The sequence below is a fragment of the Nocardioides sp. QY071 genome (assembly GCF_029961765.1).
Lineage (GTDB): Bacteria > Actinomycetota > Actinomycetes > Propionibacteriales > Nocardioidaceae > Nocardioides.
Genome location: NZ_CP124681.1, coordinates 2,256,916 through 2,278,286, shown reverse-complemented (window position 1 = coordinate 2,278,286; position 21,371 = coordinate 2,256,916). Strand labels below are relative to the sequence as shown.

Here is a 21,371-nt window from a genome sequence, read left to right as displayed (position 1 = left end):
AGCCGGGGATTCATGCACCTGTCGGGGGTTGCAACCCCCATCAAGTGCTGGAATCCCCGGTCGACCGGCTCTCCTGACGTATCCGTGGGTGGTTGCTGCGTGGCCTGAACGAGCACACGCCGCTCCCTGTCTAGGTTTCGAGTTGTCGAGAAACGAAACCGGAGCGTCAGGAGAACGGCGTGGCACTCGTCAGCCTATTCCGTGGCCTGTTGGGGCTGGAACACACCGCGATCGAGAACGCTCGCCTTGACGGTGGCGTGCTGGTCATCGACGTACGGCCGATGGCCCGCCAACGCGGCCGATGTGGCCACTGTCGGCGGCCCTGCCCCGGCTACGACGCCGGGGCAGGACGACGCCGCTGGCGCACCCTGGACCACGGCGCCACGATGACCTTCCTAGAAGCTGACGCACCCCGGGTCCAGTGCCGCGAGCACGGCGTGAATGTGGCTCATGTGCCCTGGGCGGTCCATGGCGCGGGACACACCCACACCTTCGACGCCCAGGCAGCGTGGCTGGCGGTGCGGACCTCGAAGTCCGCGGTCAGCGAACTGATGCGCATCGCGTGGCGCAGCGTGGGATCGATCCTGGACCGAGTTTGGCAACAGATCGACACCACCACCGGCGGGCCGACAGGCGCCCGGCTCGATGGGTTGCGGCGGATCGGGATCGACGAGGTCTCCTACCGCCGCGGACAGCTCTATCTGACCGTCGTCGTCGACCACGACACCGGACACCTGGTGTGGGCCGAACCCGGCCGTGACCGTGCCACGCTGCGCCGCTTCTTCGACGACCTCGGTCCCGAACGCAGCGTCCAGATCACTCATGTCTCGGCCGACTCGGCCTCGTGGATCGGCGAGGTCGTCACCGAACGCTGCCCCCAAGCCGTGCAGTGTGCCGACCCGTTCCATGTCGTGAAATGGGCCAACGACGCCCTGGGCACCGTTCGTGCCGCCGCGTGGCGCGAAGCCCGCGCCGCCGGCGCGACCCGCAAGAACGGTCGCGAACAGGGCCGACAGCGCCGCGACTCCACCGGCGCGGCCCGCCAGCTGCGTGAGGCCCGCTACGCCCTGTGGAGAAACCCAGAGGACCTCACCGACCGCCAACAGCAACGGCTGGCCTGGATCGCGGCCACCCACCCCCGACTGTGGGAGGCCTACCGGCTCAAGGAGGGCCTACGCGCCCTGTTCCGCATGCACGGCCCCGACGCCATCGACGCCTTCCGAGAGTGGCTGGCCTGGGCACGCGCCAGCGGGATCGAGGAGTTCGCCCACCTCGCCACACGGATCGAAGCCATTGCTGCCCGCGTCGAAGCGACTCTCACTCACCGTCTGACCAACGCTCTGGTCGAGTCGGTGAACACCAAGATCCGACTCCTGACCCGCATCGCGTTCGGGTTCCACACGCCCCGACCACTCATCGCGCTCGCGATGCTCAGCCTAGGCACACACCGCCCACAACTCCCCGGCCGCACCACCCACACATGAGTCAGGAGAGCCGGTCGACCGGGGATTCATGCAGCCCGACCTAGGCCTCCACGACCACCGGGATGATCATCGGGCGTCGCTTGTGGGTGTTGCTCACCCAGCGGCCGATGGTGCGGCGCACGGTCTGCTGCAGCTGGTAGGTGTCGGTGCTGCCCTCGCTGAGCGAGCGGTTGACGGCATCGATGATCGGCTGCTTGATCGACTCGAAGTCGGAGTCGGCCCAGGCGTGGCCGCGGGCGTGGATCTCGGGGCCGGCGGAGACCTTTCCGGCAACGGAGTCGACGACCACGATGACCGAGATGAAGCCCTCCTCGCCGAGGATCCGGCGGTCCTTGAGCTCGGACTCGGTCACGTCGCCGACCGACTGGCCGTCGACGAACACGTAGCCGCACTCGACCTTGCCGACCACCGAGGCCACGCCGTCGACGAGGTCGACCACGACGCCGTCCTCGGCGTACACGACGTTCTCGACGCCGGTGGCCTTGGCGAGGTCGCCGTTGGCGAGCATGTGCCGGACCTCGCCGTGGACGGGCAGCACGTTCTTGGGCTTGACGATGTTGTAGCAGTAGAGAAGCTCGCCGGCGCTGGCGTGGCCGCTGACGTGGACGAGGGCGTTGCCCTTGTGGACGACGTTGGCGCCGAGGCGGGACAGGCCGTTGATCACCCGGTAGACGGCGTTCTCGTTGCCGGGGATCAGGCTGGAGGCGAGCACGACGGTGTCGCCCTCCTCGAGGTGCACGAAGTTGTGGCTGCGCTGCGCGATCCGGGCCAGGGCGCTGAGCGGCTCGCCCTGGGAGCCGGTGGAGATGAGGACCTGGCGCTCGGGGGCGAGGTCGGCGAGCTCCTTGGCCTCGACCATGACGCCCGGGGGGACGTGGAGGTAGCCGAGGTCGCGGGCGATCGCCATGTTGCGGACCATCGAGCGGCCGACGTAGGCGACCTTGCGGTCGTACTTCACCGCGGCGTCGAGGACCTGCTGGACGCGGTGCACGTGGGAGGCGAAGCACGCGACGATGATCCGTTGCTTCGACTCGGCGAAGGCCTGCTCGAGCACCGGGGTGATCTTGCGCTCGGCGGTGGTGAAGCCGGGGACGTCGGCGTTGGTGGAGTCGGTGAGGAAGAGGTCGACGCCCTCCTCCCCCAGCCGCGCGAACGCCCGCAGGTCGGTGATCCGGCCGTCGAGCGGCAGCTGGTCCATCTTGAAGTCGCCGGTGTGGAGCACCATGCCCGCACCGGTGCGGATCGCGACCGCGAGCGCGTCGGGGATGGAGTGGTTGACCGCGACGAACTCCAGGTCGAAGGGACCGAACGAGATCCGGTCGCCCTCCTTGACCGTGTGGAACGGCGTCTGGCGCAGCCGGTGCTCGCGCAGCTTGGAGTTGACCAGTGCGAGGGTCAGCTGGGAGCCGACGAGCGGGATGTCCTGTCGCTCGCGCAGGAGGTACGGCGTCGCGCCGATGTGGTCCTCGTGCCCGTGGGTGAGCACGAGCGCCTCGACCTTGTCGAGCCGGTCCCGGATCGCCGCGAAGTCGGGGAGGATCAGGTCGACGCCCGGGTGGTGGTCGTCGGGGAAGAGCACGCCGCAGTCGACGATGAGCAGCCGGCCGTCGTACTCGAAGACGGTCATGTTGCGCCCGACCTCGCCGAGGCCGCCCAGCGGGATGACCCGCAGGCCGCCCTTGGGGAGCTTCGGCGGCGCGGAAAGCTCGGGGTGCGGGTGGCTCATCAGAGCAGGCCCGCCGCGGCGAGTCCGGCGCGGAGGTCGGCGACCTCGGCGTCGTCGAGGGCCATCAGTGGCGCTCGGACCGAGCGGTTGCCGAGCACTCCGACCAGCTCGAGGGCCGCCTTGGCGGTGGTCGCGCCGTAGTTGGGCACGCCCATGATCGCCTCGAAGGCCGGGACCAGGCCGGTGTGGATGCGCAGCGCCTCCGCGTGGTCGCCCGCCAGGAAGGCGTCGATCATGGCGCGCAGCTGGGTGCCGGCGACGTGGCCGACGACCGAGACCAGTCCGGTGGCGCCGTACGCGAGGTAGCCCAGGGTGTTGACGTCGTCGCCGGAGTAGACGACATAGCCGAGGTCGACCAGCTGGGCGGCGCGGGACAGGTCGCCGGTGGCGTCCTTGACCGCGATGACGGTCTCCCACTGCTTGGCCGCGACGTAGGTCTCGAGCGCGATCTTGGTGCCGGTGCGGCCGGGCACGTCGTAGAGCATGACCGGGACGGCGGTCGCCTCGACGACGTGGCGGAAGTGGTTGAGCACGCCGGGCTGGCTGGGCTTGTTGTAGTAGGGCGTGACGAGCAGCAGCCCGTCGGCGCCGACCTTCTCGGCCTGCCTGGCGAGCTCGACCGAGTGGCGGGTGTCGTTGGTGCCGACCCCGGCGACGACCTTGGCCCGGTCGCCGACCGCGTCCTTGACCGCGGCGAGGGTCTCGCCGTCCTCGGCACCCGTGGTGGTCGGCGACTCGCCGGTCGTGCCGGACACCACGATGCCGTCGTTGCCGTTGTCGACCAGGTGCTTGGCGACCTTCTGCACCCCGTCCAGGTCGACCGAGCCGTCCTCGAGGAACGGCGTGACCATCGCGGTCAGCATGGTGCCGAAGGGTGCAGAAGTCATGGGTCAAGGCTATCGCCCCGGGCCGGTTTCCCTCACGTCGCCACGACCCCCGGCACGGTCGGTGGCCGGTGGCAGGGTCGTCGTCATGACCGAACCCGTCCTCTTCCTCAGTGGCTCCGGCCTTCCTGCCTGGGTCTGGGACGACGTGCGCGCCGGGCTCGGCGAGTCCGCGGTGGCACCCCGCCCGGACTCCCCCGACGCCGGTCCAATGGAGTACGCCGTAGCGGCGCTCGGCTCCGTGGAGTGGCCCCGGTTCGCGGTGGTCGCACACTCCGTCGGCGGCGTGGTGGCGCAGGCGATGCTCGCAGCCGCGCCCGACCGCGTCGCGGGCGTGCTCGGCGTGGCCGCCGTCTGGCCGGCGCCCGGGCGCTCGTTCACGGCTGCGCTGCCCGTGCCCCAGCGCTGGCTGCTCCCTGCGATCCTCCGGCTGGCCGGCACCCGTCCGCCGGAGAAGCAGCTGCGCGCCGGGTTCGGCGCCGGCCTGCCGGCCCCGACCGTCGATCGCCTGGTCGCGGAGTTCACGCCCGAGTCCCGTCGCCTGTTCGTCACGGCGGCGCCCCGGGGCCGGGCGCCCGAGCGGGCCGGCTACGTCCACACGACCGACCGCGAGGTGCCGCCCGACCTGCAGCGGCGCTGCGCGCAGGCCCTGGGCGCGGACTTCACCCGCGAGCTGGCGACGGCTCACCTGCCGATGTTGCAGGACCCCGCCGGCCTCCTCGCCGCGGTCGCCGACTTCACACGTGCGGCATGACCTCCGCCGCGACCAGCCGCAGGTGGTCGAGGTCGGCGAGGTCGAGGACCTGGAGGTAGATCCGCTGGGCGCCGAGGTCGCCGTACCGCCTGATCTTCGCCACGACCTCCTCCGGAGTCCCTGCCAGCCCGTTGGCGCGCAGCTCGTCGACGTCCCGGCCGATGGCGGCGGCGCGGCGGGCGATCGCCGCCTCGTCCTCACCGACGCAGAGCACCAGCGCGTTGGACCAGGTGATCGAGGCCGGGTCGCGGCCGATCTCCTCGGCGGCCCGCCGGACCCGCCCGAACTGGACGGCGGTGAGCTCCTCGTCGACGAACGGCAGGTTGAACTCGTCGGCGTAGGCCGCGGCGAGTGCCGGCGTCTGCTTCTTGCCGACCCCGCCCACCAGCAGCGGTACGCCGCCCCGGTGACCGCTGCTCTGCAGCGGCTTGGGCAGCGCCGGGCTGTCCGCGAGCTGGTAGTGCTGCCCGTCGAAGGCGTACAGCTCGCCGACCGGGGTGGACCACAGGCCGGTGACCAGCTCGAGCTGCTCGGCGTACCGCTCGAAGCGCCCGCGGGTGTCGGGGAACGGGATGCCGTAGGCGGTGTGCTCCTGGGCGAACCAGCCGGCGCCGATGCCGAGCTCGACCCGTCCGCCGCTCATCTGGTCGACCTGGGCGACCTGGATCGCCAGCACGCCGGGGTGGCGGAAGGTGGCGCTGGTCATCATGGTGCCGAGCCGGATCGTGCTCGTGTCACGGGCCAGGCCGGCAAGGGTCGTCCATGCGTCGGTAGGGCCGGGCAGCCCGTCGCCGCTCATGTGCAGGTAATGGTCGCTGCGGAAGAAGGCGCCGAAGCCGAGCCGCTCGGCCTCGAGGGCGACGGCCAGCAGGTCGTCGTACGTCGCACCCTGCTGCGGTTCGGTGAAGACACGAAGCTCCATGGCTCCTACCCTGCCAGCCGCGTGGTCAGCCGCCGCAGGCGAACACCCGCTCCCACCACACGATGGTGAACCCGTCTCGTGGCTCACGACGCACCTCGGCCCAGCGCTTGCGGCTGAACTCCGGGTAGTGGGTGTCGCCCTCCGGCGACAGCGGGATCTCGGAGATGACCTGCTCGTCGGCGTACGGCATCGCGGCGGCGTAGACGGCAGCTCCCCCGCCGATCATCACCTGCCGGTCGTCGGGCCCGCCCTCGAGGATCCGGTCGGCGAGCGCGAGGGCGTCGGTGATCGAGTGGGCGACCTCGACCCCCTCGGCGGCGTACTCCTCGTCGCGGGTGAGCACCACGGTGGTGCGGCCGGGCAGCGGCTTGCCGATGCCCTCGTGGGTGGTGCGGCCCAGGACCAGCACGTGGCCCAGGGTGGTGGCCTTGAAGTGCTGGAAGTCCTCGGAGATCTTCCACGGGATGTCCTCGTCGGCCCCGATGACCCCGTTCTCGGCCACGGCCGCGACCATCGTGACGCGGCGGCCTGCGGGAGTGGTCATACCGCGATCGGTGCCTTGATGACGGGGTGCGGGTCGTAGCCCTCGACCGTGATGTCCTCGAGCTCGAAGGCGTCGATCTCGGTCACCGCCGGGTTGAGGATCAGCTTGGGCAGGGGGCGCGGCTCGCGGGTGAGCTGGAGCCGGGCCTGCTCGAGGTGGTTGGAGTAGAGGTGCGCGTCGCCCAGCGTGTGCACGAAGTCACCGACCCCGAGCCCGGCGACCTGGGCGACCATGTGGGTGAGCAGGGCGTACGACGCGATGTTGAACGGCACGCCGAGGAAGACGTCGGCCGAGCGCTGGTAGAGCTGGCAGCTGAGCCGGCCGTCGGCGACGTAGAACTGGAACAGGCTGTGGCACGGTGGCAGCGCCATGTCGTCGACCTGGCTGGGGTTCCAGGCGGAGACGATGTGGCGGCGGCTGTCGGGGTTGGCCCGGACCTGCGCGATGACCTGAGCGAGCTGGTCGATGTGGCCGCCGTCGGGGGTGGGCCACGACCGCCACTGGGCGCCGTACACCGGCCCGAGGTCGCCGTTCTCGTCGGCCCACTCGTCCCAGATGGTGATGCCACGCTCCTGCAGCCAGCGGACGTTGGTGTCGCCGCGCAGGAACCAGAGCAGCTCGCCGAAGACCGACCGGGTGTGGATCTTCTTGGTCGTCACCAGCGGGAAGCCCTGGGTGAGGTCGAAGCGCATCTGGTGCCCGAACACGCTCAGCGTGCCGGTGCCGGTGCGATCGCCCTTCTCGGTGCCCTCGTCGAGGACCCGCTGGACGAGGTCGAGGTACGCGCGCACGGCCTCAGGCTAGTCGGCGGCCGGTCGTCACAGCGCGACCGTCCCGTGGATGGTCGTCAGGGTGTCGCCGCCGATCCAGATCGTGCCGTCGGCGTCGGTGTCGACGTGGACCCGGCCACGGCGCCCGATCACGGTGCCCTGCGCGGCGACGTACGACGGCGGCAGGGTGCCGTCGGCGGTCAGCCACTGCGCGAGGGAGGCATTGAGCGACCCGGTCACCGGGTCCTCGGCGATGCCCGCCGCGTGGGGCACGAACGCGCGGACCTCCACCGCGCACTCGGCGCCGTCGGGGTGGGGACCGACGACGCCGACGTCGACCGGGAGCCGGCCGTGGTCCGGCGTGAGCCCGAGGACGGCCTCGGCGCTCGCGAGGCGGACGCCGACCCAGCCGGGGCCGTTGTCGGCCCAGGCGATGTCGAGGATGTCGGTGCGTGGGAGACGCAGGGCGTCGGCGATCTCGCCGATCAGGGCGTCCTCGACCGGGCCGGAGCGGAGCAGGTCGGGCGCGGCGAACGCGAGGCGGCCACCGTCGCGGCGCAGCTCGACGAGCCCGACGCCGCACTGCTGGACGATCCGCTCACCCGCCGGCACGCCGCCCTGCTCGAGCCAGGCGTGCGCCGAGCCGAGGGTCGGGTGGCCGGCGAAGGGCAGCTCGGTCTCGGTCGTGAAGATCCGCAGCCGGTAGTCGGCCCCGGGCTCGGTCGGCTCCAGCAGGAAGGTCGTCTCGCTGAGGTTGGTCCAGCGCGCGAAGCGCTGCATCTCCTCCTCGCTCATCCCGTCGGCGCCGTGCACGACGGCGACCGGGTTGCCGAGCAGCGGCTCGGCCGTGAAGACGTCGACCTGGCGGAAGGCGCGGGTCGTCGTGCCTGCGCTCATGCGGACAGCGACATCGGCCCGTAGACCTCGCGGTCGACCTCGAAGAGGGTCACGTGGGTGACGCCCAGGTCGGCGAGTGCCGACCAGGTCTCCCCGATCCAAGACTCGGCGTCGCCCTGGTTGGGGAAGGCCACCTCGGCGTACTCCGTCGCGTCGGTGCCGCTCAGCGTGACCTCGGCGCCGGACGCGTCCTCGAGGCGCCAGTGCCAGGGGTTCTCGGCAGGGGCTGAGGGACGGTACGGCGCGGGCTGCTCGGGGAGGCTCATGGCTACGACTCTCGCACGGAGGGCTGGACGAACGGCGGCTTGGTGATCTGGAAGACCTCGGGCCGGCCGCGCACGTCGACCATCACCTCGGCGTCGTCGTCGACGACGGACGAGACCAGCGCGAGAGCGATGCCCTTCTTCATGGTGGGCGAGAAGGTGCCGGAGGTGACCTCGCCGAGCGGGACGTCGCGCAGCAGGCGCACGCTCATGTGCGGGCGCGGGATCGCGCGGCCGGTGGATACCAGGCCGACGAGCTTGCGGCGCGGGCCCTCCTCACGCTCGGCGAGCAGCCTGTCGCGGCCCCAGAAGGCGGGCTTCTTCCAGCCGACCGCCCAGCCGAGGCGGGCCTCGTTGGGAGTGATGTCCGGGGAGATGTCCTGGCCGTGGAGCGGGTAGCCCATCTCGGTGCGCAGCGTGTCGCGGGCCCCGAGGCCGGCGGGAACCAGGCCGTACGGCTCGCCGGCCTTCATCAGCGCGTCCCACAGGGCGGGGGCGACCTCGGACGGCGCGATCAGCTCGTAGCCGCGCTCGCCGGTGTAGCCGGTGCGGCACACGACGACCTCCGCGCCCTCGAACGGCGCCTCGACGAAGGTCAGGTAGTCGTGGCCCACGGGCAGCCCGACGCCGGCGACGACCTCGTCCGACTTCGTGCCCTGGACCGCCAGCACGACGTAGTCCCGGTGGTGGTCGAGGACCTCGACGCCCTCGGGCGCAGCCTCGACCAGGCGGCGGCGTACCTCGTCGTTGTTGGCGGCGTTGGGCACGACGAGCACGTGGTCGTCGTCGCGGTAGTAGGTGAAGACGTCGTCGACGATCCCGCCGGTCGCGTCGTCGACGACGAGGCTGTACTGCGCCTTGCCGGGGCCGATCCGGTGCAGGTCGTTGGTGAGCGTGGCGTTGAGGAACTCCACCGCGCCCGGGCCGCGCACGACGAGCTTGCCGAGATGGCTGACGTCGAAGATGCCGACGCCGCCGCGGACGGCGGCGTGCTCCTTGACGACACCGGTGGGGTACTCCAGCGGCATCAGCCAGCCGCCGAACTCCGAGAACTTGGCGCCGAGCGCCTCGTGCCGGTCGTGCAGCGGGCTGGTCAGCGGGGACGGGGTCGCGTCGGCCATGGTCGGCAATCTATCGCTCGATATCCTGCGCGGGTGACGACCTTCGCCCTCCGCACGGCCAGCCCCGCCAAGACCCGCGCCGAAGCGGTCGTCGTCGGGGTGCTGCCCGACGGGAAGCTGGCGCCCGGCGCCGAGGACGTCGCGGCGGCGTACGGGCGCAAGCTCGCCGGCCTGCTCGCCACCGTCGGCCTCAAGGGCGCCCCCGGCGAGGTCGCCAAGGTGCCCACCGGCGGCACCATCGCCTCCCCCCTCCTCGTGCTGGTCGGCCTCGGTGCCGAGCCGGACGCGGCCGCCGTACGCCGCGCCGCCGGAAACGCCGCCCGCGCCGTCACCAACGCGGCCTCGGTCGCGCTGGCCCTGCCCGCCGACACCCCGGACCTGGTCCGCGCCGTCGTCGAGGGCTACCGGCTGGGTGGGTACGCCTTCACCGCCTACAAGAGCAAGCCGGCCACGCCCACGACGCCGGCCGAGGTGGTCGTGCTGACGCCGGCCGCGCGCCGTACCGAGGTCGTGGCGGCCGTCGAGCCCGCCCAGGTCCTGGTCGACGCCGTCGTCGCCACCCGGGACTGGGTCAACACGCCGCCCGGCGACCTGACGCCGCCGGCCTTCGCCGACGCGATCGCCGATGCGGTGAAGGCGGCCAACAAGGGACTCGGCAAGGGCGCGACGAAGGTGAAGGTCGACGTGTTCGACGAGGGCCGCCTGGCCGAGCTCGGCTGCGGCGGACTGCTCGGCGTCGGTGCCGGCTCGGCCGCTCCCCCGCGCCTGGTCGAGCTGACCTACTCGCCCAAGGACGCCGTCGCCCACGTCGCGCTGGTCGGCAAGGGCATCACCTTCGACTCGGGTGGCCTGTGGATCAAGCCGGCCGCCAGCATGGCCACCATGAAGGAGGACATGGCCGGCGCTGCGGCCGTCGTCCAGGCCACCCTCGCCGCCGCCCGCCTCGGCCTGCCGGTCCGGATCTCCGCGTACGCCGCCCTCGCAGAGAACATGGTCGGCGACGCGTCGATGCGTCCCGGCGACGTGCTGACGACGTACGACGGCACCACCGTCGAGGTCTCCAACACCGACGCCGAGGGCCGCCTCGTCCTCGCCGACGCGCTCGGCCGGGCCGTGGAGGCCGCGCCCGACGTGATCCTCGACATCGCCACCCTCACCGGCCACATGGTGATGGCGCTTGGCGACAAGATGGCCGGCGTCATGGGCGACGACGACGTCGTCGCCGACGTGCTCGCGGCAGGCGAGGCGGCCGGCGAGGACGGCTGGCCCATGCCGATCCCGGAGTTCATGGACGGGCGGATCCGCAGCTCGACGATCGCCGACCTCGCGCAGTACGACGGGATCCGCTGGGGCGGCGGCCTGTTCGCCGCGGCGTTCCTGCGCGAGTTCACCGGCGGCCTGCCGTGGGCGCACCTCGACATCGCCGGGCCGACCTTCAACAAGGGCGGCCCGTCCGGTCACCTCGCGGCGGGTGCGACCGGCTACGGCGTCGCGACCCTGCTGGAGTACCTCAGGACTCGCTCGACTGCTGACCCCGCTGCTGCTCCCGCTGCTTCTGTGCCTGCCTGACGCGGGAGTTGTAGTCCCGCATCCGCTGCGGGATGCCGACCACCGCGGCGTCGTACGACGGGACCTGGTGGCGGTTGCAGAAGTCGTGGGCCCAGCTGATGGACGGCACCCGGCGCCGGGTCCACTCGCCGTCGTGGGCGACGAGCAGCAGAGTGACCTCGCTGACGGCGGTGCGCGGCTCGACGAACCCCTCGACGCCACGGCGCTCCTGGATCCAGGTGCGCAGGTGCTCCTCGTCGGCGCGGTCGGCTGCCCGGACCCGCGTGGAGCCGGTGCGCGTGGCGTCCCGGGCGGGGTTACTCATGCGTACCTTCGAGCGCCCGCGGAACCGGTCGAACAAACCCATGGTTCCAGTTTGCCCGAAGCGTGGGTGGGCCGTTGCGACTTGGCTCGCTCGTGGTGCAAGGATGAGACCCATGGCGACCGAAGTCACTCTCCCCGCGCTCGGTGAGTCCGTCACCGAAGGCACCGTCACTCGCTGGCTCAAGCAGGTCGGCGACCAGATCGCGATCGACGAGCCCCTGCTCGAGGTCAGCACCGACAAGGTGGACACGGAGATCCCGTCTCCCGTTGCCGGCACACTGGTCGAGATCCGCGCGAACGAGGACGACACGGTCGAGGTCGGCGCCGTCCTGGCCGTCGTCGGCGAGGCGGGCGAGGCTGCTCCGGCCGCCGCCGCTGCCGAGGCTCCGGCCGCTGAGGCGCCTGCCGCTCCGGCTGCTCCGGCCGAGCCCGAGCCGGCTCCGGCCGCCGAGGCTCCCGCGACCCCCGCCGCCCCGGAGACGCCATCGGCACCCGCCGCTCCCGAGCCCGCCGCGTCGGGTTCCGCCGAGGGCACCGCGGTCACCCTTCCCGCCCTGGGCGAGTCGGTCACCGAGGGCACCGTCACCCGCTGGCTCAAGCAGGTCGGCGACGCCGTCGCCGTCGACGAGCCGCTGCTCGAGGTCTCCACCGACAAGGTCGACACCGAGATCCCCTCGCCCGTCGCCGGCACGCTGCTCGAGATCAAGGCCGCCGAGGACGAGACCGTCGAGGTCGGCGCCGAGCTCGCGATCATCGGATCGGGTGCGCCTGCTGCTGCTCCGGCCGCCCCCGCCGCTCCCGCCGCTCCCGCCGAGGCTGCTGCTCCCGCCGAGGCTGCTGCTCCCGCCGAGCCTGCTCCGGCTGCCGAGGCCCCGGCCCCGCCTGCGCAGGCCGCGGCCGCCCCGGCGCCCGCCGCTCCCGCTCCGGCTGCCGAGGCCCCGGCGGCTCCCGCCCCGGCCGCCCCTGCTGCCCCGGCCCAGGCCCCCGCCCCGACCCACGCCGCCGACTCCACCGACGGTCCCGGCTACGTGACCCCGCTGGTCCGCAAGCTCGCCGCCCAGCACGGCGTCGACCTCGCCCAGGTCAACGGCTCGGGCGTCGGTGGCCGGATCCGCAAGCAGGACGTCCTCGACGCCGCCGCGTCGAAGGCGCCCGCCGCTGCCGCCGCTCCGGCCGCCGCCCCCGCGGCGTCGGCCGCCGCACCGGCGTCGCCGTCCCCGCTGCGCGGCCAGACAGTCAAGGTCAGCCGGCTGCGCAAGATCATCGCCGAGCGGATGGTGGAGTCGCTGCACGTCTCCGCACAGCTCACCCAGGTGGTCGAGGTCGACGTCACCAACATCGCCCGGCTGCGCGAGAGCGTGAAGGCGGACTTCCTGGCACGCGAGGGCGTCAAGCTGACGTACCTGCCGTTCTTCACCAAGGCCGCGATCGACACCCTCAAGCAGCACCCGTCGCTCAACGCGAACCTCGACCTCGAGAAGGGCGAGATCACCTACTACGACCGCGAGAACGTCGCGTTCGCCGTCGACACCGACAAGGGCCTGCTGACCCCGGTCGTCAAGGACGCGGGTGACCTGTCGATCTCCGGTCTGGCGAAGAAGATCTCCGACGTCGCCGAGCGCACCCGGACCAACAAGATCGGTCCCGACGAGCTCTCCGGCGGCACGTTCACCATCACCAACCTCGGCAGCTTCGGCGCGCTGTGGGACACCCCGATCATCAACCAGCCGCAGGTCGCCATCCTCGGTCCCGGGGCCGTGGTCAAGCGTCCCGTGGTCATCGACGACGAGGACCTCGGCGAGACCATCGCGGTGCGCCACATGGTCTACTTCGCGCTCACCTACGACCACCGCGTGGTCGACGGCGCCGACGCCGGCCGCTTCCTGCGTGACCTGAAGAAGCGCCTCGAGGCCGGGCAGTTCGAGGTCTGAGCCGACCCGGACAGCGGGAGTCAACGTGCACGTGGTCGTCGCCGGCTCGTCCGGCTTCCTCGGCCGCCGGCTCGTCACCGAGCTGCGCGGCCGAGGCCACGATGTCACGTGCCTGGTCCGCCGTGACCCGGCTCCTGGGCATGCCCCCGACACCGCCGAGTCCCGCTGGGACCCGCAGTCCGGCGTGGTCGACACCGGGCTCGTCCGAGGCGCCGACGTCGTCGTCAACCTCGCCGGCGCGCCCCTGATCGGCAACCCCCACTCCAAGAAGTGGGCGCGCGACGTCATGACCAGCCGCCGTGCCACCACCGGCCTGCTCGCCGCCACGATCGCCGCGGCGCCGAGCCCGCCCGCCCTGGTCAACGCCTCCGGCGTCAGCTGGTACGGCGACCACGGGCCCACGGAGCTGACCGAGGCCTCGGACACCCGGGGCCACGCCCTGCTCACCCGCGTCGCCCGCGAGTGGGAAGCGGCCACCGAACCCGCGGCTCGGGCCGGCGCGCGCGTCGTACGACTGCGCACCGCTCCCGTCCAGGACCGGAGCAACGCGCCCCTGCAGCAGCAGCGCCTCCAGTTCCTCGCCGGTCTCGGCGGTCGCCTGGGCAATGGTCGTCAGTACTACCCCCTCATCTCGCTGCGCGACTGGATCGGCGCAGCAGCGTTCCTCCTCGAGCACCCGACGGCGTCGGGTCCGTTCAACCTGTGCGCGCCGGACACGCCCACCAACGCGGAGTTCACCCGGGCGCTGGCCCGGCTGGTCCACCGCCCGGCGCTGCTGCCGGCACCCGCGGCAGCGATCCGACTGGCTGCCGGGCCGATGGCCGACGAGGTTCTCGGCTCGCTCAACCTGCGCCCGGCGGCGCTGCTCGACCTCGGCTACGGCTTCGCCGACCCCGACGTCGAGTCCGTGCTCGCGACCGGGCTGCGCGCCACCACGGCCTGAGCCGACGCGAGCAGCCACGCGTCGCCCGACCGGACGAACACCAACCGCCGGGTCGATGGTCCGTCTCGCGGCAGCGCCACCCGCTCCCCCGACCCCGCCCGCACGCCCACGGCGCCCGCCAACCGATCCGTGACGACGAGCACGAGCCGCCGGTCGGTGCGCCGCCGCAGCTCGACCGTGAGGACCTGCATCGCCATCCCCTCCACCCGTAGGCCGCGCCGCAGCCAGGCACGCAGCATCGCCACGTCCCGTGCCCCCGCGGGCGAGCCCCGCACGTAGAGCGCCCGGAGCGCATCGACGTCGCCGCTGGCCCAGGCCCGCGCTCGCGAGCGGTCCCAGTCGCGCAGCACCGCGAGCGAGCCCACGGCGCGAGCCACGCCGACCCGGCCGGCGGCGGGAGCGACGACGGCACGAGGGCGGGCGGCCGGCGTACCGGACGGCGGCGGGCCACCCCCGCGCAGCACCAGGACCGCGACCGCCGCGAGGACCGTGAGGACGATCGCGGCGGTCCCGAGAAGGACGGCCCGAGGGCCCGAGATCCGCATGGGAAGATCCTGGACCCGACCTCCGACAGGTGCCGGATCTCATCCACAGGCCCGGGAGTACGCTCGACGTCGTGACGCTGACCTTCCGCGAGGACGGACTGGGACCGGACTTCATCGACTACGTCACGGCGTGGGACCTGCAGCGCGAGCTGCACGCGCAGGTCGTCGCCGGCGAGCTGACCGACACCGTGCTCCTCCTCGAGCACCCGCCCGTCTTCACCGCCAGCCGCCGCACCGAGGCCCACGAGCGCCCCGCCGACCCCGGCGGTGCGCCGATCATCGAGGTCGACCGCGGCGGCAAGATCACCTTCCACGGCCCGGGCCAGCTGGTGGCGTACCCGATCGTCCGGCTGCCCGACCACGTGAAGGTCCTCGACTACGTGCGCCGGCTCGAGGAGGCGATCATCGCCGTGTGCGCCGAGCTCGGCGTCACGACCGCGCGGATCCCGGGCCGCACCGGCGTGTGGCTCAAGGCCGACGAGAAGGGCGACGAGCGCAAGATCGCGGCCATCGGCATCCGGGTCCGCAACGGCGTCGCCATGCACGGCTTCGCACTGAACTGCGACGTCGACCTGAGCTGGTACGACCGGTTCGTGCCGTGCGGCATCTCCGACGCCGGTGTCACCTCGCTGAGCGCCGAGCTGGGACGGGACGTACCGGTGCGCGAGGTCCTCGAGTCCGTACGACGGCACCTGGCCGAGCTCCTGGAGTGGAAGGACTACGTCCTCACCCCCGACTACGAACCGCGGCCCGACCCGGCGAGGGTGGCCGTGCCGGTCGTCAGCTATCCCCGAGTAGGCTGAACCGGTGAGTGCGACACCCGAGGGGCGCAAGCTCCTCCGCCTGGAGGTCCGCAACGCGGAGACCCCGATCGAGCGCAAGCCGTCCTGGATCCGCACCAAGGCCACGATGGGCCCCGAATACCGGTCCCTGAAGAGCCTGGTGAAGTCCGAAGGCCTCCACACCGTGTGCGAGGAAGCCGGCTGCCCCAACATCTTCGAATGCTGGGAGGACAAGGAAGCCACCTTCCTCATCGGCGGCGACCAGTGCACCCGCCGCTGCGACTTCTGCCAGATCGACACCGGCAAGCCCCAACCCCTCGACCGCGACGAACCCCGCCGCGTCGCCGAGTCGGTCCAGACCATGGGCCTCAAGTACGCCACCATCACCGGCGTCGCCCGCGACGACCTGCCCGACGGCGGCGCCTGGCTCTACGCCGAGACCGTGCGCGCCATCCACGACCTCAACCCCGAGACCGGCGTGGAGAACCTCATCCCCGACTTCAACGGCGACCCCGCACTGCTCGCCGAGGTCTTCGAGTCCCGCCCCGAGGTCCTGGCCCACAACGTGGAGACCGTGCCACGGATCTTCAAGCGGATCCGCCCCGGCTTCCGCTATGAGCGCTCCCTCGACGTGCTCACCCAGGCCCGCGCGTTCGGACTGGTCACCAAGTCCAACCTGATCCTCGGCATGGGCGAGACCCGCGACGAGGTCTCGGACGCGCTCCAGGACCTGCACGAGGCCGGCTGCGAGCTGGTCACCATCACCCAGTACCTGCGCCCCAGCCTCCGGCACCACCCCGTCGAACGGTGGGTCAAGCCCGAGGAGTTCGTCGAGCTCGCCACCGAAGCCGAGGAGATCGGCTTCAGCGGAGTGCTCTCGGGACCGCTCGTGCGTTCGTCGTACCGCGCCGGTCGTCTGTATCGTCAGGCGATGGCCGCGCGGGACGACCGCGCCGAAGCAACTGCCTGAGGAGAACGCAGCACCCCATGTCGAACACGCCTCTCGACCCGTCCACGATGAGCCGCCGCCGGCAGATCCTCGAGACCTACAAGATGTCCCGGGAGGTCGACCCGGCCATCCGCTGGTGGATGATCGGCTCGTTCCTGGTGTTCGGCGGCCTCGGCCTGGCGCTGTTCCGGCTGGTCCTGCCCCACAACGACTCGGTCTTCAGCTGGATCCTCGCCGGCGTCGCGACCTTCCTGATCGGCCTGCTCGCCGTGATGATCGTCTTCGGTCGCCGCGCTCAGAAGGCGGCGTTCGCCCGCCTCGACGGCCAGCTCGGTGCCGCCGCCCGCGCCCTCACCATGCTGCGCCGCGGCTGGGTGATCGAGGAGGTCGTCGGCTTCACCAAGCAGCAGGACATGGTCCACCGGGTCGTCGGCCCGCCGGGGATCGTCCTGGTCGGCGAGGGCAACCCCGCGCGCCTCAAGGCGCTGATGGCCAGCGAGCACAAGAAGCACGAGCGCGTCGCCGGCGACTACCCCGTCCACGACGTACTCGTCGGCAAGGACGAGGGTCAGGTCCCGCTCAACAAGCTGGTCCGCCACGTCCAGAAGCTCGGCCGCCAGGTCAAGCCGGCCGAGATCACCGAGCTCCGCCAGCGGCTGCGCGCCCTCGACGCCCAGCGCCCGAAGGTCCCGCTCCCCCGCGGCCCGGTGCCCACCTCGATGAAGGGCATGCGCGGCAACCTCCGCGGTCGCTGATCCGCGTCTGCTCCTCTCTCCACAGCCCGCCGCCTGTTGGTGGCGCCTGCCGCCCGGATCGGGATAGCGTCGCGAACGCGTCCCCGGTCCGGGCGCTGCAATTCTCGGGAGGACCCATGGGTACGACGCTCCGCGCCGCCGCCGCGGCCCTGGTGCTGCTGCTCGCTGCCGGCTGCTCCGACGACGGCCCGTCCCCACGGGACCCGACCTCGACCTGGAGCCCGACGGGGAAGATGGAGACGCCCACCTCCGCCGCGCCCGACCCGGTGGAGCCCGAGCTGCCGGCTGCGGCGGCCGAGGCGAGTGAGGCCGGGGCTCGGGCGTTCATCGGGTACTACTGGGAGCTGGTCAACTACGCCCAGGTCACTGGCGATGTGAAGGCGCTCAAGGCGGTGTCCGGGCCGAGCTGCGACGGCTGCAAGGCGGGCATCCGCGGTGTCCAAGATCTCTACTCCGACGGCGGCCACATCGAGGGCGGCAACTATTCAGTCCACCTGGACAAGGTGAACCAGCTCAAGAACAAGGATTCATCTCAATACGCGTTCGAAGCGAAGATGTCGGCCTCGACGGACAAGCAGCTCGTCGTGTCGGGCGACGGCAGCTCGACGACCAATCCGGCGGCGACGTCCGAGGTCGTGGTCGCTGTCGCTTGGCTTGGCTCCCAATGGCGCCTGGAAGCGATGCAGGTGTCGTGAGAAGGCTTCTGGCTACTGCAATCACGGCCGCTGTCTTGCAACAGACTGCCGTGGCTGCTGCTGACGACGACACCGGAGCCGGGACCTCCGGCGCTGGCTTCTGGATTCAGAAGGTGCACCAGGACCAGGGAGGCCATGGCTCAAGCGGAGGCGACGTCGGCGGTGCAGGCCCCAAGTCCCAACCGGTATTGATTGGCAACGGGGCCTGCGATGCCGCTGATCAGGTGGCTGGCGAGTTCCTCAACGCAAGCTTCTGCAACACCGAGGACCAGCAGCCCGTACTCACGCTGGCCGACGTCCAGAAGGCCTTCGCCGAGCTCAAGCTCGATCCCGGCACCCTCGTCGTCCAGCCACCCGACGGCCTGACCCTGGTCAATTTCAAGACCAACTTCTACACGACCACCACGACCCCGACCACCGTCACCGTCACCCTCCTCGACCAACCCGTCACGATCGAGGCGACCCCCGCCACCTACACCTGGCACTTCGGCGACGGCCAGACCACCAGCACCACCGAACCCGGCGCCGCCTACCCCGCCCTCACCATCACCCACGAATACCTCCGCAAGGGCGACTACCGCCCGAGCCTCTCCACCACCTACACCGGCCGCTACAAGGTCGCCGACGGACCCTGGCAGACCATCCCCGGCACCGTCACCATCGACGGTCCCGGCCAACCCCTGCGCGCGATCGAGGCGAAGCCCAAGCTCGTCGGCTACTGACCTACTTGGTCAGGGTGCGCAGCGTCGCGAAGGTGACGGTTGACGTACCGGCGAACAGGTCGTGCAGGCCGCGGCCGTCGGGACGGAACACGAGCGGTGGGATGACGAGCGCGACCAGCACCTGGCGGCCGATGGCCTTGACGGGGCTGAGGCGGCGCAGGTGCCCGTCGGCGGGTACGACGCACAGGCCGGTCAGCAGCTTTCCCGCCGAGCCGCCCCCGAGCCAGGTCATCAGCCCGGACTCGACGACGAACACGATCAGGACGGCGCCGGAGGCGAAGGAGCCGGGCTTGGTGTACTCGTCGAGGCCGAATATCGCGATCACGACCAGGGTGCACAGCAGCCAGTCCACGAGCAGGGCGAGGATGCGGCGACCCCAGGATGCGTTCTCGATCACGCCCCAACGCTAGCGAAGCCCCTCCAGGCAACCTGTTACATGCCCGAAACACGAGGGCAACCCTGAGAAATCTGGACGCCCTAGCGTCGCCTGTGCGTCGCCCGCGCGACGGCATCTGTTGAGACCACCAGGGAGTTCACATGACTTCGAACCCGACCCGCTTGGGTGCGATCCGCAACATCGAGGCGAACGAGGCGCCGGCGGCGTTCTTCGACGTCGACGAGAAGACCGGCGCCATCTACGGCGAGAACGTCTTCTCCCTCGCGGTGATGCAGAAGCGCCTGCCGAAGTCGGTGTTCAAGTCGGTCTTCGCGACCATCCAGAACGGCCAGAAGCTCGACCCCGCCGTCGCCGACATCGTCGCCTCGGCGATGAAGGACTGGGCGATGGAGAAGGGCGTGACGCACTACGCCCACGTCTTCTACCCGCTGACCGGCCTCACCGCCGAGAAGCACGACTCGTTCATGGAGCCGGTCGGCGACGGTACGGCGGTCTGGGAGTTCTCCGGCAAGACGCTGGTCCAGGGCGAGCCGGACGCCAGCTCCTTCCCCAACGGTGGGATCCGGGCGACCTTCGAGGCGCGCGGGTACACCGGCTGGGACGTCCAGTCGCCGGCGTACATCCTCGAGAACCCCAACGGCAACACCCTGTGCATCCCGACGATCTTCGTCTCGATGACCGGTGAGGCCCTCGACCACAAGACCCCGCTGCTGCGCTCGCAGAACGCGATGTCCGAGCAGGCCAAGCGCGTCCTGGCGCTGTTCGGCCACAAGGACATCGACAACGTGGTGTCGTACTGCGGTCCCGAGCAGGAGTACTTCCTGGTCGACACCGCGTTCGTGAACTCGCGCCCCGACCTGCTCAACGCCGGGCGCACCCTGTTCGGCGCGAAGCCGCCGAAGGGCCAGGAGTTCGACGACCACTACTTCGGCGCCATTCCGGAGCGCGTCCTGGGCTTCATGCACGACACCGAGCGGGCCCTGTTCAAGCTGGGCGTCCCGGCGAAGACCCGCCACAACGAGGTCGCGCCCGGCCAGTTCGAGATCGCACCGGTCTTCGAGCGCGCCAACCTCGCCTCGGACCACCAGCAGCTGATCATGTCGACGTTCAAGTCGATCGCCAAGACGCACGGCTTCGAGTGCCTCTTCCACGAGAAGCCGTTCGCGGGCGTCAACGGCTCGGGCAAGCACGTGAACTTCTCGTTCGGTAACGGCAACCAGGGCAACTTCCTCAACCCGGGCGACAACCCCCACGACAACGCGCAGTTCCTCGTCTTCTGCGCCGCGGTGATCCGCGCCGTCCACCTGTACGGCGGCCTGCTGCGGCTCTCGATCGCCAGCGCCGGCAACGACCACCGGCTCGGCGCCAACGAGGCCCCGCCGGCGATCATCTCGATCTTCCTCGGCGACCAGCTGCAGGATGTCTTCGAGCAGATCGCCAAGGGCGGCGCGACCTCGTCGAAGCAGAAGGGCGTCCTGTCCGTAGGCGTCGACACACTGCCCGACCTGACCAAGGACGCCGGCGACCGCAACCGCACCTCGCCGATGGCCTTCACCGGCAACCGCTTCGAGTTCCGCGCCGCCGGCTCGAACCAGACCGTCGCGGCGCCGATGGTCGTGATCAACACGATCATGGCCGAGGCGCTCGACTACCTGGCCACCGAGCTCGAGGCCGGCACCGAGTTCAACGACGCCGTCCAGTCGGTCCTCGCCAAGGTCGTCGAGAACCACGGCGCGGTCGTGTTCAACGGCAACGGCTACTCCGAGGAGTGGCACGCCGAGGCCGAGCAGCGGGGCCTGAAGAACCTGCGGACGACGGTCGACGCGCTGCCGGAGTACCAGACGCCGGAGGCCAAGAAGCTGTTCTCGACGTACGGCGTCTTCAGCGAGGCCGAGCTCGAGTCCCGCTTCGAGGTGGGTGTCGAGCAGTACGTCATGACGATCAACGTCGAGGCGAACCTGACCGAGGAGATCGCGCGTACGACGATCCTCCCGGCCGCGGTCCGGTACCAGACCGAGCTCGCCACCAACGTCGCCTCGCTCAAGGCGGCCGGCGTCGATGCCGACACCACCGACCTGCTCGCCGTCACCGAGCTGGTGACCACGCTGCGCACCGGCATCGCCGCCCTCGTCGCCGCCCAGGCCGGCGCCGCCGACCACCACGGGCTGGACGAGGCGGCGTACCACCGCGACACCGTCCTGCCCGCGATGCTCGCGGTCCGCGAGGCCGCCGACGCGCTCGAGGCCGTCGTCGCCGACGACCTGTGGTCGCTGCCGACCTACCAGGAGATGCTCTTCATCCGCTGACCCGGCCCGCCACCGGCCTGCCCCGCACTCAACGAGTGCCCGGGGCAGTTCGGCGTGCGCGTTGTTAACACGGACGAAACAAACCGGTACTGCGACGGCAACAGGTCAT

Annotated in this window: 22 protein-coding genes; 11 read left to right on the top strand and 11 right to left on the bottom strand. The window is 71.2% G+C overall.

The window, feature by feature from the left end; genetic code table 11:
• The first annotated feature begins 179 nt into the window (after positions 1-179).
• Complete coding sequence (locus QI633_RS10885; RefSeq protein ID WP_282426486.1) at positions 180-1,484, top strand: ISL3 family transposase; 1,305 nt, start codon at positions 180-182, stop codon at positions 1,482-1,484.
• Positions 1,485-1,524: 40 nt separating this feature from the next.
• On the opposite strand, the gene QI633_RS10880 is transcribed toward QI633_RS10885, so the two are convergent.
• Both QI633_RS10880 and dapA read right to left on the bottom strand, forming a co-directional pair.
• The gene (locus QI633_RS10880; protein WP_141799156.1) at positions 1,525-3,210 is read right to left on the bottom strand and encodes a ribonuclease J; all 1,686 of its coding nucleotides are present in this window, start codon (positions 3,208-3,210) and stop codon (positions 1,525-1,527) included.
• A complete protein-coding gene (gene dapA / locus QI633_RS10875) occupies positions 3,210-4,097 on the bottom strand; it encodes a 4-hydroxy-tetrahydrodipicolinate synthase (protein WP_141799157.1) in 888 nt (295 codons plus the stop codon). Before dapA ends, QI633_RS10880 begins: the two co-directional genes overlap by 1 nt.
• Positions 4,098-4,182: 85 nt before the next feature.
• On the opposite strand from dapA, the gene QI633_RS10870 reads away from it, so the two are divergent.
• Positions 4,183-4,848 (top strand): alpha/beta fold hydrolase, encoded by a 666-nt coding sequence (locus tag QI633_RS10870; protein WP_282428969.1) that lies wholly within the window; start codon positions 4,183-4,185, stop codon positions 4,846-4,848.
• On the opposite strand, the gene QI633_RS10865 is transcribed toward QI633_RS10870, so the two are convergent.
• The 6 genes from QI633_RS10865 to gcvT are packed head-to-tail and all read right to left on the bottom strand — an operon-like array spanning position 4,832 to position 9,365.
• Positions 4,832-5,770, bottom strand: a complete 939-nt coding sequence (locus QI633_RS10865) for an LLM class F420-dependent oxidoreductase (protein WP_282428968.1) — start codon at positions 5,768-5,770, stop codon at positions 4,832-4,834. The two genes, QI633_RS10870 and QI633_RS10865, sit on opposite strands and share 17 nt — an antisense overlap.
• A 25-nt stretch (positions 5,771-5,795) precedes the next feature.
• Positions 5,796-6,314: a dihydrofolate reductase gene (locus tag QI633_RS10860; protein ID WP_282428967.1), complete on the bottom strand. Its 519-nt coding sequence runs from the start codon at positions 6,312-6,314 to the stop codon at positions 5,796-5,798.
• Positions 6,311-7,105 carry a thymidylate synthase gene (locus QI633_RS10855; protein ID WP_141799163.1) on the bottom strand — a complete coding sequence of 265 codons (795 nt, stop codon included), beginning with the start codon at positions 7,103-7,105 and terminating at the stop codon, positions 6,311-6,313. Before QI633_RS10855 ends, QI633_RS10860 begins: the two co-directional genes overlap by 4 nt.
• A gap of 27 nt (positions 7,106-7,132) precedes the next feature.
• Positions 7,133-7,981, bottom strand: a complete 849-nt coding sequence (locus tag QI633_RS10850; RefSeq protein ID WP_141799164.1) for a PhzF family phenazine biosynthesis protein — start codon at positions 7,979-7,981, stop codon at positions 7,133-7,135.
• Positions 7,978-8,247 carry a hypothetical protein gene (locus QI633_RS10845; protein ID WP_282428966.1) on the bottom strand — a complete coding sequence of 90 codons (270 nt, stop codon included), beginning with the start codon at positions 8,245-8,247 and terminating at the stop codon, positions 7,978-7,980. Before QI633_RS10845 ends, QI633_RS10850 begins: the two co-directional genes overlap by 4 nt.
• 2 nt (positions 8,248-8,249) lie before the next feature.
• Entirely contained in the window at positions 8,250-9,365 is a 1,116-nt protein-coding gene (gcvT, locus tag QI633_RS10840) for a glycine cleavage system aminomethyltransferase GcvT (protein ID WP_282428965.1), read from the bottom strand.
• Positions 9,366-9,398: 33 nt separating this feature from the next.
• Here gcvT and QI633_RS10835 point away from each other — a divergent pair, with 33 nt between their 5' ends.
• On the top strand, positions 9,399-10,934 hold the full coding sequence (locus tag QI633_RS10835; protein WP_282428964.1) for a leucyl aminopeptidase: 1,536 nt from the start codon (positions 9,399-9,401) through the stop codon (positions 10,932-10,934).
• On the opposite strand, the gene QI633_RS10830 is transcribed toward QI633_RS10835, so the two are convergent.
• Positions 10,876-11,238: a hypothetical protein gene (locus QI633_RS10830; RefSeq protein WP_174245224.1), complete on the bottom strand. Its 363-nt coding sequence runs from the start codon at positions 11,236-11,238 to the stop codon at positions 10,876-10,878. The genes QI633_RS10835 and QI633_RS10830 overlap by 59 nt on opposite strands.
• 112 nt (positions 11,239-11,350) lie before the next feature.
• Between QI633_RS10830 and sucB the strand changes: the two genes are divergently transcribed.
• Complete coding sequence (gene sucB / locus QI633_RS10825) at positions 11,351-13,168, top strand: 2-oxoglutarate dehydrogenase, E2 component, dihydrolipoamide succinyltransferase (protein WP_282428963.1); 1,818 nt, start codon at positions 11,351-11,353, stop codon at positions 13,166-13,168.
• A gap of 25 nt (positions 13,169-13,193) precedes the next feature.
• A complete protein-coding gene (locus QI633_RS10820) occupies positions 13,194-14,111 on the top strand; it encodes a TIGR01777 family oxidoreductase (protein ID WP_282428962.1) in 918 nt (305 codons plus the stop codon).
• Here QI633_RS10820 and QI633_RS10815 read toward each other — a convergent pair.
• A complete protein-coding gene (locus QI633_RS10815) occupies positions 14,045-14,656 on the bottom strand; it encodes a hypothetical protein (RefSeq protein ID WP_282428961.1) in 612 nt (203 codons plus the stop codon). The two genes, QI633_RS10820 and QI633_RS10815, sit on opposite strands and share 67 nt — an antisense overlap.
• A gap of 71 nt (positions 14,657-14,727) precedes the next feature.
• Between QI633_RS10815 and lipB the strand changes: the two genes are divergently transcribed.
• From lipB to QI633_RS10790, 5 genes are all read left to right on the top strand, one after another.
• On the top strand, positions 14,728-15,459 hold the full coding sequence (lipB, locus tag QI633_RS10810) for a lipoyl(octanoyl) transferase LipB (protein WP_282428960.1): 732 nt from the start codon (positions 14,728-14,730) through the stop codon (positions 15,457-15,459).
• A 4-nt stretch (positions 15,460-15,463) separates the two neighbouring features.
• Complete coding sequence (gene lipA, locus QI633_RS10805; RefSeq protein ID WP_282428959.1) at positions 15,464-16,408, top strand: lipoyl synthase; 945 nt, start codon at positions 15,464-15,466, stop codon at positions 16,406-16,408.
• Between the two features lie 17 nt (positions 16,409-16,425).
• Complete coding sequence (locus QI633_RS10800; RefSeq protein ID WP_282428958.1) at positions 16,426-17,142, top strand: DUF4191 domain-containing protein; 717 nt, start codon at positions 16,426-16,428, stop codon at positions 17,140-17,142.
• A 116-nt stretch (positions 17,143-17,258) separates the two neighbouring features.
• Positions 17,259-17,837: a DUF6318 family protein gene (locus QI633_RS10795; protein WP_282428957.1), complete on the top strand. Its 579-nt coding sequence runs from the start codon at positions 17,259-17,261 to the stop codon at positions 17,835-17,837.
• A 224-nt stretch (positions 17,838-18,061) separates the two neighbouring features.
• The gene (locus QI633_RS10790) at positions 18,062-18,559 is read left to right on the top strand and encodes a hypothetical protein (RefSeq protein WP_282428956.1); all 498 of its coding nucleotides are present in this window, start codon (positions 18,062-18,064) and stop codon (positions 18,557-18,559) included.
• Between the two features lies 1 nt (position 18,560).
• Here the strand turns inward: QI633_RS10790 and QI633_RS10785 are convergent, their stop codons facing one another.
• On the bottom strand, positions 18,561-18,956 hold the full coding sequence (locus QI633_RS10785; RefSeq protein ID WP_141799176.1) for an RDD family protein: 396 nt from the start codon (positions 18,954-18,956) through the stop codon (positions 18,561-18,563).
• A gap of 140 nt (positions 18,957-19,096) precedes the next feature.
• Here QI633_RS10785 and QI633_RS10780 point away from each other — a divergent pair, with 140 nt between their 5' ends.
• Positions 19,097-21,262 carry a glutamine synthetase III gene (locus QI633_RS10780; RefSeq protein ID WP_282428955.1) on the top strand — a complete coding sequence of 722 codons (2,166 nt, stop codon included), beginning with the start codon at positions 19,097-19,099 and terminating at the stop codon, positions 21,260-21,262.
• The last annotated feature ends 109 nt before the right edge of the window (positions 21,263-21,371 follow it).